The organism is Flavobacterium profundi (assembly GCF_006491645.1).
Taxonomy (GTDB): Bacteria; Bacteroidota; Bacteroidia; order Flavobacteriales; family Flavobacteriaceae; genus Flavobacterium; species Flavobacterium profundi.
Window position 1 is genome coordinate 388,786 of sequence record NZ_VDCZ01000002.1, and the last position, 13,046, is coordinate 401,831.

Genomic DNA, 13,046 nt, shown 5'->3' on the forward strand with positions numbered 1-13,046 from the left:
TATTTGTATTCAAATATATAAAATTCTGATAGTTAGCTTACTTAAATTACTGTGAAATATAAAAAGACTCCATATGTAAGCAACAATAAAACTCCTTCTTTAAAACTTAAACTTCCCCTTTTAGGTAAGATTACCATTGGTAACAAAACAAAGGCAAAACCTAACATCCAGTAAATATCTTGATGAATAATACGAACATCAACTTTTTCAATGGGTTGAATGATTGCTGTAACGCCTAAAACACTCAAAATATTAAAAATATTGGAACCAATAATATTTCCTATGGATATATCATTCTCTTTTTTTACAGCTGCAATAATGGAAGAAGCTAATTCTGGAATACTCGTACCAATAGAGACTACAGTAATGGCAATAACACGCTTGCTTACACCTAAATTAGTAGCTAAATTAACAGCTCCTTTAACTAATAATTCAGAGCCACCCCATAGTGCTACACCACCTAAAATTAAAAATCCTACAATTTTAATATAGGGCATCTTATCATCAGTTGTACTTTCAATATCTACCTGTACCTTTTTATTGTTTCGAATTAAAATAATTAAAAATACAGCTAAAACAAGTATAAAGATAAATCCATCCACTCTCGTTAAACCACCATCAATAACCAAGAAAACAAATAACAAAATAGAGGCAATCATTTTAGTAGGCCAATCTGTTACATAAAAACTTTTTTCAACCTGTATTGCATTAATTAATAATACAACTCCTAATACTAAACCAATATTACCAATATTAGATCCTATTACATTACCCAAAGCAATATCGGGAAAACCATCCATAGCCGCTTTTATACTCACTATCATTTCTGGTGCAGAAGTCGCAAAAGAAACTACAGTTAAACCCACTATAATTTTAGATATATTAAGACGATAGGATAAACCTACAGAAGATTTTAACAACCAATCACCACCTAGGACTAATAGCACTAATCCTACTAAAATATAAAACATGTTTTCCATAAAAAAATTTAAGAGATTACGCCACTACCTAAAACTTCATCATCATGATGCCAAGCCACAAACTGACCTTCCGTAATAGCCGATTGTGGTTCTTCAAATACCACATACATTCCGTTTTCAAATTGATGCAATGTTGCTTTTTGCAAAGGTTGACGATAACGAATACGAGCCATAACTTCCTTTTTTTCATTAGGTTGCAATGCTAAATCTTCTCGAATCCAATGAATTTCATTATTTTTAATAAAAAGTGCTTTTTTAAACAATCCTGGATGATTTGCTCCTTGACCTGTATAAATTATATTTTTTTCAACATCTGTTTCTATTACATATAAACCTTCTTTAGTGCCACCAACATTCAACCCTTTTCTCTGACCTTTAGTAAAATAATGCGCACCTTGATGTTTTCCAACTGTTTTTCCGATTTCATTTGAATAATCTCTATTTCGAGACTCATATGCAAAAGTATCTTCCTCAGAACTAAAATTGGGCACTTCTTGATTGAAAATTGAAGCTTCTTCTGGAACTTCAATAATAATGCCTTCTTTTGGTTGTAATTGTTGTTGCAAAAATTCAGGTAAACGTACTTTCCCAATAAAGCATAATCCTTGAGAATCTTTTTTCTCAGCAGTTATTAAATCTAACTTTGCTGCAATTTCACGTACTTGAGGTTTGGTTAGTTCCCCAATGGGAAACAAAGCTTTTGACAATTGATCTTGAGATAATTGACATAAAAAATACGACTGATCTTTATTACCATCTTTACCAGCTAATAACTGATAAATTTCTTTACCATCTTTTTCTAATGTACCTTTTCTACAATAATGTCCTGTAGCTACATAATCTGCACCTAAAGACAAAGCAATTTTAAGAAATACATCAAACTTTATTTCACGATTACATAATACATCCGGATTGGGAGTGCGTCCTTGCTCGTATTCTTTAAACATGTAATCTACGATTTTCTCTTTATATTCTTCGGATAAATCAACTGTTTGAAATGGAATTCCTAATTTTTCGGCAACCAATAAAGCATCATTACTATCTTCCAACCAGGGGCATTCATTAGAAATGGTAACAGAATCGTCGTGCCAATTTTTCATAAAAAGACCAATCACTTCATAACCTTGCTCTTGTAATAAGTAAGCGGCAACACTAGAATCTACTCCTCCCGAAAGTCCTACTACTACTCTTTTCATTTTATTCAATTTTATTTTTTGGCTTTAATTCTGTGGGTGCCAATTGTCCATCTTTATTTTTTTCTAATCGAAATGTTTTTCTAGTTTCTTTTGAAATCTTCTCTTTAGAGACTAACTTTCCTTTTTCATAAGTTTCCCAATAGCCCCACTTTCGATCGTTTTTATATTGTCCCTTTATATTAATATTTCCTTTTCCATCATAATACAAAGCTGGACCATCTAATTTTCCTTTTTTATAATTATAATCTTCTAAAATAGTTTCGTTCTCAGCATATTTCTTATAATTTCCATCTAATTTACCATTAGCATAATTAGATACTTCTGCTAAAGAACCGTCTTTGTAAAATACTTTTCGAACACCATCTAATTTGCCTTGTTTATAATTTTCAACAGACATTAATTGGTCACTATCAAAATGATAATACTTCCATTCGCCTTGTGGTAATTTATTAACTAATAAACCTTCACTTACTTTTTTACCATTTTGATGATAAAAAATAGCATAACAAGAACCATCTCCTTTTGTAAAATCTCTTGTTGCTATAACCTTTCCTGCTTTAGTGTCATCAAAATAGGAAAAGATTCCAGTTTCTTTACCATGATTGAAATTTCCTTCATATCTGGGTCTTTTAGATACTTCATAAGTACCTTTCCATACACCATGACGTTGTCCTTTACTATCTAATTGATTTATATTATTTTGAGAAAGAACCAACTGACAATTAAAAATTATAATGAAAGCGAGTAAGTACGATTTTATTAACATGTGTCTAATATTATATTTTTTATTCACTTATTTTAGTTTCAATTACTTAAACAAAATGAAACGCAACGTTAAACTTTTTTATTTAATACATTTTTTCTTGTTTGACTATAGGTTATTTTGTTTAAAGTTTTTTACATTTGCTTAAACAATAAAAACAAATTACTATGAAAAACTTTGCAAAATTAATCAAATTAACTTTAATCGCTACTACATTTGTAACGATGTTTTCTTGTTCTGATGATGACACTGTTGTAACACCAGAAAATAACAGCATTGCAGCTGTTGCATCAAGAGCTCCACAATTTACAACTTTAGTTTCTGCTCTAGACAAAGCAGGATTAGTACAAACATTAGACCAAAATGGTCCTTTCACTGTTTTTGCTCCTACAAACGATGCCTTCCAAGAATTTTTAAACGATAATGGATTTGCAAATTTAGATGCAGTTCCAGTTGCAACGCTTAAAGAAATTCTTTTAAATCATGTTGTAATGGGTACCAATTTATCTTCATCACTTTCAACAGGATATGTAAAATCTTTAGGTAAAGGTTCAGCTTCTTCTACTAATACCTTAAGTTTATTTATCAATACAGCCAGTGGTGTAGAAATTAACGGTGTTGCTACCGTAACTGCAGCCGATATTTTGGCTACTAACGGAGTAATTCACCAAGTAGATGCTGTTATTGGCTTAGCAACAATTGTAGATCATGCTATGGCAAATCCTAATTTTTCTACTTTAGTAACTGTTGTTACCAGTACAGATACGAACGGTAATGGTTTTGGTGACCAAAGTGCAGTAGCAACTGCATTAACAACAAATGCATCTCCTCTAACGGTATTTGCACCAACTAATGATGCTTTCGCTGTAGCTGTAGGTTCTGGTGGTTTTGCTGAAAATGCTACTCCAGCACAAGTTACAACTGTATTACAATATCATGTTACCGCTGCCGGAAATGTACAATCATCAGCTTTAACAGACGGACAATCAGTACCCATGATTACAGATCCTACACAAAACATCACTATTGATTTAAGTACTCCTTCAGCACCAAAAATTACAGATCAATCTGCTACACAAGCGAACATTATTGCTGTAGATGTTCAATGTGCTAATGGTATTATCCACGCAGTTGACAAAGTATTACAACCAAGCTTATAAAAAAATAGAATTTTAGAAATCAGTTAAGTTTATATGTATTATTACATCCCTATTGTTTGACTAGCAATAGGGATGTTTATTTTACTAAGGATTTCCCTAATTCTTCAGCCCTACTATTTGCTGCTAAAATTCCATTTTCTATTACCTTATTCAACTCTTTATCGTTAAAAACAAGCAAAGCCGCTTCAGTAGTTCCTTTTTTAGAGGCCACTTTATCAATCCATTGTTCATGCGATAAATCACTTCTATTTTGCAATTGTACTGCACCAATAAACGTCTGATTGACTAAAAACTCAGCTTCAGATTTGGAAAAACCTAAATGCATTGCAGCTTGTATCATAGCATTCATAAAATAAAAAACATAAGCTGGTCCGCTACCAGAAACTGCAGTTGTAGCATTCAACATTTCTTCTTTATCGATATAAATTGATTTCCCAGTAGTATTGATTAGATTTTGAATAATAAATAATTCTTTACGATCTACCTGTGAAGAAGCCGTAAAAACAGTCATTCCTAAACCTATTTGTGTGGGAATATTAGGCATGGAACGAATGACTTTGGAACATCCTAATTTTTCCTGTATAGATTCGATGGTTACTCCAGCCATAACTGATAAAATGAGATGTTCCTCATGAATATACGAACGTATATCACTTGCTAATGCATTAAAATCTTGTGGTTTAACTGCTAAAATAATAATATCAACTTCAAATAACGAGTCAATGGGTTTAGAATAGAAGTTAGAATCCATTATGGTATATTTGTTTTTGTCACCAATTGGACTTCTGGTTAGCACAAAAATATCCGATGGCAAAATAAACCTTGAACTAACAAAACTATTAGCATACGTTTGTCCCATATTTCCGTAACCAATGATAAGCGTTTTCATGTTGTAATTGTATTGTTTTTAAAAATGATTTTTATAGTTTTCATAAGATGATTTAAATATATTGACTAATTCTTCAGTGAAAAACTTATGCTGTATTTGTAACAATTTGTCTCATATTGTTTAAAAAAAAAATCCCTATTTAAAAATAGGGATTCGTATATATAAAAGTAATCTTCTTACTTATTTTTCTTTTGAGCTTCCGCTTGTTCCATCATTTCCCTCATTTTTCTTTGGAACTTGCTTTCTGTTTTGGGTTTAGATTTATTCTCTTGAATTTGAGCATGAATTTTATCTTCTTTTACGATATAATTTTTTATTACTAACATGATACCAATAGTAATTAAGTTCGAAATAAAATAATATAATGATAAACCAGAAGCATAGTTGTTAAAGAAGAACAACATCATCAACGGAGAAATATAAATCATAATCTTCATGATTTTACTCATATCTGGCATACCTTCTTGTGTAGGTGCACTCATTTGTTGATCACCCGTTGTCATTCTCATGTAAAAGAAAATTGCAATAGATGCCAAAATTGGAAATAAACTCACGTGACTTCCATATAAAGGAATACGGAATGGCAACTCATAGATACTATCATATGATGATAAATCGTTTGCCCATAAGAAACTTTTTTGTCTTAAATCAAACATCGATGGGAAGAATTGAAATAAGGCATAGAAAACTGGCATTTGCATTAAAGCAGGTAAACAACCAGCCATTGGATTTACACCCGCTTTAGAATACAATTTCATAGTTTCCTGTTGCTTCTTCATTGCATTATCTTTGTACTTCTCATTCAATTCTGCAATTTCAGGACGAAGTACTTTCATTTTCGCTTGAGAAACATACGATTTATATGTAACTGGCGACATTGCTATTCTTACCAAAATGGTAAAAATAATAATTGCAAATCCGTAACCGATACCAATACTAGAAATAAGTCCGAATACAGGAATGAAAATATAACGATTAATCCAACCGAAAATTCCCCAACCTAAGGGCATGATTTCATCTAAATTTCTATCATAATCATTTAGAATTTGATATTTAGCAGGTCCGTAATACCAATTCATATTATAATTAATCGCACCGTTTTTAACTTCTAAAGGTACTTGAGCGATAAAGTTTTTTGTAAAAATGGTATCTTTCTCTTCATCATCAACCAAATTGTCAGAAACAAATTTTGCAGATTTAAAAGGAGTGTCTGTCAATAAAATGGAAGTAAACATATGCTGTTTGAACGCAATGTAAGTAACCTCTTCAGCTGTATCCTCTGAATCTCTTGCTGCATTTAAATAATCGTCTTTTCCACCTTCGTATTCAAAGACCAATTCTGTATATCTATTTTCATAAGAAATACTTTTCTCATTACGATAGGTTTTTAATTGCCACTCTAAATCAACTGGTTTAGTAGTATTAATTACATTTTCTAATCCTTGAGAACGAATAGAAAAATCCAACATATACTCACCAGGTTTCAATACATAGCGATACTCTAAAAATTGTGTGGGACCAGCTTTTAATTGCATCGTTATCACTTGATTTTCTCCTTCTTTTGACTTTTTAGGTTCGAAGAATAAATCAGAAGTATGTAACAAACGATTATCGGTAGTATTTAAAGCTATATCAAATTTAGCGTTGTTATCCTTGATAATTTTTACAAGTTGATTGGAATCTTTTTTAAATTTATCATACCCTAAAACCGTTGCATCAACAATATAACCCCCTTTATTAGCAATTTTTAAAGAAAGCACATCGTTTCTTATTTCTGTAACCTCTTCTTTAGCTGTAGGTAATGTTGCTGAATAAGCAAAAGTTCCTAAAGCTGCTTTTGCTTTTTCTTTAGAAATAGAATCTGATTCGATACTAGCAGTTGCAGGTGAAGCCACTACATCTTGCTTTTCTTCTTGCTCTTTTTTAGCCTGTTCTTGTTTTTCTTTTTCTTTTAATTCTTCAGGTGTGGGTTGATTTGAATACATCATCCACATTAAAATACCAGAAATTAATACAAATCCAATAATTGATTTAAAATCAAACTTTTTTTCTTCCATTTTAATTATTTGTTCTATAAGCCAATGCTCCTAGAAATTACTATTACTACTAATTATCGAATAGAAAAAGGAATAGCCCCGATTGTAGTGAACATCCTGTTTGGATTAACTATCATATCGTATGGAAATGATTTTGTTATCCAAACAGATGGCAACGTAAAGCGGGAAAATGGATTGCAACAATTACCAAGCCATTCGCTTCAAATTCTATTTATTTTTATATTCCACAGCCGCTTTCACAAAACTCACAAAAAGAGGATGCGGATTTGCTACCGTACTTTTATACTCTGGATGATATTGTACTCCAATGAAAAACGGATGGTTTTTAATTTCCACCACTTCTACTAAACCTGTATCTGGATTAATTCCTGAAGCTGTTAAACCAGCATTTTCAAGGTCTTGTAGGTATTTTCCATTAAATTCATATCGGTGACGGTGACGTTCCATAATATCGGTTGCTCCGTATATTTGATTGGCCAACGTATTTTCTTTTAAATGACATTTCCATGCTCCTAAACGCATGGTTCCACCCATGTTTTTAATATTTTTTTGTTCCTCCATCAAATTGATTACAGGATGCAAGGTACTATCGTTCATTTCGGTAGAATTGGCATCAGCATAACCTAATATGTTTCGTGCAAATTCAATTACTGCCATTTGCATTCCTAAACAAATTCCCAAAAAAGGAATGTTATTCTCTCTTGCAAAACGAACGGTATCAATTTTTCCTTCGATACCTCTATTTCCAAAACCAGGAGCAACTAGTATGCCATCTAATCCTTTTAAGTGTTTTTCTGCCGTTTTGACATCTAAATGTTCCGAATGAATCGAAATAATGTTCACTTTAGTCTCATTGGCAGCACCTGCATGTATAAAAGCTTCTAATATTGATTTGTAAGAATCTTGTAATTCTACATATTTTCCTACTAAACCAATATTTACTTCGTGTTTCGGATTTTTATGCTTTTGTAAAAACTCATTCCACTGTTTTAAATCGGGACTATTTTTTTCTGGTAAGCCCAATTTCTTAAGGGTTACGGTATCCAATCCTTCTTCTAACATTAAATTAGGAACGTCATAAATAGTTGAAGCATCAATAGATTGAATGACTGCTTCTTTTTTCACATTACAAAATAAAGCCAATTTTTGACGTAGATCATCAGACAATTCATGTTCGGTTCTACAAACCAAAATATCAGCTTTAATACCACTTTCCATTAAGGTTTTTACGGAATGCTGTGTAGGTTTTGTTTTTAATTCGCCTGCAGCTGCTAAGTAAGGTACTAAGGTTAAATGAATAACAATTCCATTTTCATCACCTAATTCCCATAACAATTGACGCACCGATTCGATATAAGGCAATGATTCAATATCACCAACCGTACCTCCTATTTCAGTAATTACAATGTCAAAATTACCACTTTGACCCAGTAATTGCATTCTCGATTTAATTTCATTTGTAATATGTGGAACAACTTGTACCGTTTTTCCTAAAAATTCTCCTCTTCTTTCTTTTTCAATTACTGATAAATATACTCTACCAGTAGTAACATTATTCGCTTGTGAGGTAGGAACATTTAAAAAACGCTCATAGTGACCTAAATCTAAATCCGTTTCCGCTCCATCATCGGTTACATAACATTCTCCATGTTCATAAGGATTAAGTGTTCCTGGATCGACATTAATGTAAGGGTCAAACTTTTGAATGGTCGTTCGATACCCTCTTGCTTGCAGCAATTTAGCTAGAGAAGCTGCTATAATTCCTTTTCCTAAGGAAGAAGTAACACCTCCAGTAACAAAAATATACTTCGTTTGATTCATTGTGTTGTGGTTTGTAGTTGTAGTTGTTTAAAAAACTTGGCAAAAATACGATTAAATTTATGAATTAGGCAATTTCATATCTCTAAAATTTATTTTTTACTAACAACATAACTTAGGACATTTAATCACAATAAATTAATGCATAAGAATTTGTAAACAGTTGTTATTATTGACAAAAAGGAACAACCTGAATATGTTTATATTTTTTTCTTAAAAAATAAATATTAAATTATAGATACTGTTAAAAAAAATAACTTTTTTTAATATATTTGGTACACTAACAATTAAAACTATAAAGATGGACAAAAAAACATTATCGATTGTAAGTTATATTACAATTATAGGATGGCTAATCGCGTATCTGATTTATCAAGGAAAGCCAGATAAATCTTCTTTGGAGAGATATCATTTAAAACAATCTCTTGGAATTGGAGTTTTAGGGGTTTTAAATTTCGTTGTTGAAGCTATACTAACCACTTTAATTTCATATTCCTTAGGTATTATTTTTACTATTACAGGAATACTAATTTTTATTCTATGGATTATTGGAATAATAAATGCTGCCAACGCAGAAGAAAAACCATTACCTATTATTGGCTCATTTTTTGTCGATAAATTTGACTTTATAAAATAGAAAAAATTATATAAAAAAAGCTCCAATTGTTGGAGCTTTTATTTTTTTGGAAAATTTCTTCTAATATTTCGAATCATTTCTTCTAAACCATTTAATTTGAGTTCGTAAACCAATTGCAATTGTGTACCTAATTGTCCTTTTGGAAACCCTTTATTGGCATACCATACCATATAATATTCTGGCAAATCGATTAAATACCAATCTTTATATTTACCGAAAGGCATTTTGGTATGAGCCAATTTTATGAGTTGATCGTTTGGTGTCAAAGTTAGAAGTTAGAAGTTAGAAGTTAGAAGTTAGAAGTTAGAAGTTAGAAGTTAGAAGTTAGAAGTTAGAAGTTAGAAAGGTAAAAACTTAAATTAATTTGGAATAAATTTTTTGTAATTCTTTTTCCAATAGTTTTCTATAAATTCCCATTTATCCTCATAATATTCTGCTTCACGTTTGATATATTCCAATTCATTTTTTTTATCATCTTTTATTTTCGAAATTATAATTCCATTTCTTTCTTCTCCAATACAACCTCTCCCAGAAATATTTCCAATCTTGAAACATTCAAAATTTTGGATGTAAAATAAATCACTGTCCCAATTCGCATCTGCACAACCCGAGCGATGGTAGGAATAATAGTAATCTGAACCTTTAATTTTTATAGCACTTGGAAAATTATCGAAGTTTTTAACTGGTTTAAAGTTTGTATTGTTAGTATCATACAAAAGTAAATCATCTACTCCAGGATCATTAAACAAATAATTCAATTGAATATCCTCAAAACCATCTTCATTAAAATCTTTGATTTCATATCCACTAGTTAATCCATCATGTTTGTAAAGCGTATCATGATTTGAGTCAAAGAGAATAAAATTACAATCTTGAATACTCTTATCTTTCCAAAAATGAGTATCTAATCTTTCAAAATAAAATTTTTTATTATCAATCACTATGGAATCAAAACTAGGCAGAGCGGAATCTATTTCTGAAGTTTCTCGTTCATGAATTAAAGCTACATTTGTAATTTCAATTTCATGCTCGACCTCTATTTGCCTTTCATTTTTACAGGAAAAAAAATCATTAAAAGTATCAGTATAAAACTTCTAATGATTGAGTTATTTGTCATATTTAAATAAAAAGTTATTTCCAATTAAAAGTGACTTCTTTTTCAATATCGGGATGCAAACTCAATAAAACGGGACAGGTCATGGCAGCTCTTTCTAAAATCGATTTATTTTTTTCTGTAGTTGCAATTGATAAATTCAATTCTACAATTATTTTAGCAATCTTTCTAGGTTCTGCTTGCATAATTTTAGTAACCGAAAGTGTAGAATCTTTTAAATCGATATCCAAATCCTTGGTTTTGATGGCCATAATTGACACCATACAACTTCCTAATGCGGTTGCTACTAAATCGGTTGGAGAAAATGCTTCTCCTTTTCCATGATTGTCTGTTGGTGCATCGGTTAAAATTTCAGTTCCCGATTGTAAGTGAATACAAGTAGTTCTTAATTCACCAACATAAGTTATTTTTGATGTAGGCATATTTATTCTATCACTCTTTTAATGGAATAATCTGTATCGTAATACATTAAATAGACTCCTTTATTAATAATATTTCCGTTGTCGTTGACATAATCAAACGTATTCTCAAAATATTCTGTTTTGAATGTTTGATTTGATTTGGCATAGCCTTCATTTTGACAAATTCTTAAAATGGTGTCGAAAGTAACATCGAAACCTCTAGCTGCAGCGCTACTTGGCAATGTTCCGTTTTCCTTTTTATATTTGTTAGCAAAGATTTTATCAGAATCCGTTTCTATTTCTTTTCTAATAGAAGGGAATAACATATTTAATTCGGTTAAATTTGTCATTGGAATTTCTTCAAAATCTAAAGTGTCATACAATTTTAAAACCACCATTTGAATATCGTATTCTGGTTTTAATTTTTTAAGAAAATTGGTAACATTTAAAATTTGAGCTGTAGTTTCCGACTCAATAATTACATAATTTTTTTTATTCTTTTGCAAAAATATTTTCAACTGATCCGTATCTACACTTCCTTTAGCTGTATAGCCTGGAAATTTAATGTCTTGATAACGCGATTCCAAATATTCTTTAGTTGATCCTTTTTTGTTACTCACCACTGCAACAATATTACCTTTATTTGCTTTAAAATGATCAAATAATTTTTTAACCATATAGTCTTCTGATGGTACTGCATTATAAAGGTTAGGCAATTTTAGACCCACCTCTTTTGATAACGGAGAAATTACAGGAATACTATCTTTTAATAAGAATTCTGCTGTTTTTTCTGCATGCGAATTTTGAAAAGGACCAATGACAGCATCTACATTTGAAAAATCATTATCCGAAATTAATTTTGCAATATTAGAAGAGGTTCTTGAACTTTCCACATCTAAAATTTTAACTTGTACTGGTAATCCTAAAACACGCGCTGAATCTATAGCCATCATTGCACCAGAATAAAATTCCAATGATAAATTTAATAAAGGATTTTCTTTTAAAGCTTGCTTGGTAAGAGCTGTATTGGTATCTACTTTACCTAAATTAAAGGGTAATAACAATACTAAATTTTTCTTTTTCTTTTTGTTTGCCGATGCTAATAAATTACCAACCGGTTTTACAATAAAATTAAGGGTATCTTTTTTTGGAAAATCGTCTAATGGAATCACTTTTATAGAAGATTCTGGAGAAGTAGTATTCGTAACAACAGTTGAAGTTGAAGTTGAAGTTGTTGTAGGTAACTTTAAAACCATTCCTTCTTTTAAGCCATCTTTTAATTCAGGATTTAAGGCAAAAAGCTCTTCTCTAGAAATGTTCAATTCTCTCGTTAAACTGAAAAGTGTCTGTCTTGGTTTTACGGTGTACAAATTAGCATTTGAATTTGTTGAACCCACAGTTGTTACTGTTTTTTCCGTCTTTCTTTTTAAAGTTAAAATAGAACCTTCTTTTAAACCATCTTTAGCATCAGGATTTTGAGCAATAATGTCCTCAATTGCTATATTGTATTTTTTAGAAATTCCATATAACGTTTCTTGTGGTAATACTTTATGAGAAAAAGTTTCCACAGTATTTTTAGTATTTTCTACTTCTAAATAATTTTCAGTTACAGCAACTTCCTCTTTACCTACAATAATTTCTTGTCCTTTTTTTAAACCGTCTTTTAAAAGTTCAACATTCCACTCTTGTAGTTGAGGAACCGAAACCTCATATTCTCTAGCAATACTGTATAAAGTTTCTTTTGCTTTTACCTCATGAATAATATTTTTGGTTTCTTTTTTTGTAATTGCTACACTAGAAGCTTTGGGAATAAGTAGAATCGTTCCTTCTTCTATTCCTTTTTTGGCATCTGGATTTAATCTATAAATATCATAAGGTGTTACTTGATATTTTATTGCAATTTGATATATCGTTTCGCCTTTAGCGACATTATGTCTTACAAAATTATCTTGTTTGGCTTTGGCTGCGCAAGAAATAAAGACAAAAAAAAGAATTAAAAGCTTAAAAATTCTCATAATTAGGTTTTAAATT

Annotated in this window: 12 protein-coding genes; 2 read left to right on the top strand and 10 right to left on the bottom strand. The window is 30.9% G+C overall.

The window, feature by feature from the left end:
* Nucleotides 1-41: 41 nt before the first annotated feature.
* From FHG05_RS04625 to FHG05_RS04635, 3 genes are read right to left on the bottom strand one after another with little or no spacing between them, the layout of a single operon-like run.
* Nucleotides 42-980: a calcium/sodium antiporter gene (locus FHG05_RS04625; RefSeq protein ID WP_140996840.1), complete on the bottom strand. Its 939-nt coding sequence runs from the start codon at nucleotides 978-980 to the stop codon at nucleotides 42-44.
* An 8-nt stretch (nucleotides 981-988) separates the two neighbouring features.
* The gene (gene mnmA, locus FHG05_RS04630) at nucleotides 989-2,176 is read right to left on the bottom strand and encodes a tRNA 2-thiouridine(34) synthase MnmA (RefSeq protein ID WP_140996841.1); all 1,188 of its coding nucleotides are present in this window, start codon (nucleotides 2,174-2,176) and stop codon (nucleotides 989-991) included.
* A 1-nt stretch (nucleotide 2,177) separates the two neighbouring features.
* On the bottom strand, nucleotides 2,178-2,942 hold the full coding sequence (locus FHG05_RS04635; RefSeq protein ID WP_181369142.1) for a toxin-antitoxin system YwqK family antitoxin: 765 nt from the start codon (nucleotides 2,940-2,942) through the stop codon (nucleotides 2,178-2,180).
* 164 nt (nucleotides 2,943-3,106) lie between these two features.
* Here FHG05_RS04635 and FHG05_RS04640 point away from each other — a divergent pair, with 164 nt between their 5' ends.
* Complete coding sequence (locus FHG05_RS04640) at nucleotides 3,107-4,099, top strand: fasciclin domain-containing protein (protein WP_140996842.1); 993 nt, start codon at nucleotides 3,107-3,109, stop codon at nucleotides 4,097-4,099.
* 76 nt (nucleotides 4,100-4,175) lie between these two features.
* Here FHG05_RS04640 and proC read toward each other — a convergent pair whose 3' ends face one another.
* From proC to FHG05_RS04655, 3 genes are all read right to left on the bottom strand, one after another.
* Nucleotides 4,176-4,988: a pyrroline-5-carboxylate reductase gene (proC, locus tag FHG05_RS04645; RefSeq protein WP_140996843.1), complete on the bottom strand. Its 813-nt coding sequence runs from the start codon at nucleotides 4,986-4,988 to the stop codon at nucleotides 4,176-4,178.
* Between the two features lie 176 nt (nucleotides 4,989-5,164).
* Nucleotides 5,165-7,045: a membrane protein insertase YidC gene (gene yidC, locus FHG05_RS04650; protein WP_140996844.1), complete on the bottom strand. Its 1,881-nt coding sequence runs from the start codon at nucleotides 7,043-7,045 to the stop codon at nucleotides 5,165-5,167.
* Nucleotides 7,046-7,252: 207 nt separating this feature from the next.
* Nucleotides 7,253-8,866 (bottom strand): CTP synthase, encoded by a 1,614-nt coding sequence (locus FHG05_RS04655; RefSeq protein ID WP_140996845.1) that lies wholly within the window; start codon nucleotides 8,864-8,866, stop codon nucleotides 7,253-7,255.
* Nucleotides 8,867-9,164: 298 nt separating this feature from the next.
* Here FHG05_RS04655 and FHG05_RS04660 point away from each other — a divergent pair, with 298 nt between their 5' ends.
* On the top strand, nucleotides 9,165-9,500 hold the full coding sequence (locus FHG05_RS04660) for a DUF4870 domain-containing protein (protein ID WP_140996846.1): 336 nt from the start codon (nucleotides 9,165-9,167) through the stop codon (nucleotides 9,498-9,500).
* A 38-nt stretch (nucleotides 9,501-9,538) separates the two neighbouring features.
* Here FHG05_RS04660 and FHG05_RS04665 read toward each other — a convergent pair whose 3' ends face one another.
* The 4 genes from FHG05_RS04665 to FHG05_RS04680 form a co-directional block, all read right to left on the bottom strand.
* A complete protein-coding gene (locus FHG05_RS04665; RefSeq protein ID WP_140996847.1) occupies nucleotides 9,539-9,766 on the bottom strand; it encodes a DUF3820 family protein in 228 nt (75 codons plus the stop codon).
* A 93-nt stretch (nucleotides 9,767-9,859) separates the two neighbouring features.
* Entirely contained in the window at nucleotides 9,860-10,441 is a 582-nt protein-coding gene (locus tag FHG05_RS04670) for a hypothetical protein (RefSeq protein WP_140996848.1), read from the bottom strand.
* A 190-nt stretch (nucleotides 10,442-10,631) separates the two neighbouring features.
* The gene (locus tag FHG05_RS04675) at nucleotides 10,632-11,036 is read right to left on the bottom strand and encodes an OsmC family protein (RefSeq protein WP_140996849.1); all 405 of its coding nucleotides are present in this window, start codon (nucleotides 11,034-11,036) and stop codon (nucleotides 10,632-10,634) included.
* A gap of 2 nt (nucleotides 11,037-11,038) precedes the next feature.
* On the bottom strand, nucleotides 11,039-13,030 hold the full coding sequence (locus FHG05_RS04680; RefSeq protein WP_140996850.1) for an amino acid ABC transporter substrate-binding protein: 1,992 nt from the start codon (nucleotides 13,028-13,030) through the stop codon (nucleotides 11,039-11,041).
* Nucleotides 13,031-13,046 lie beyond the last annotated feature (16 nt).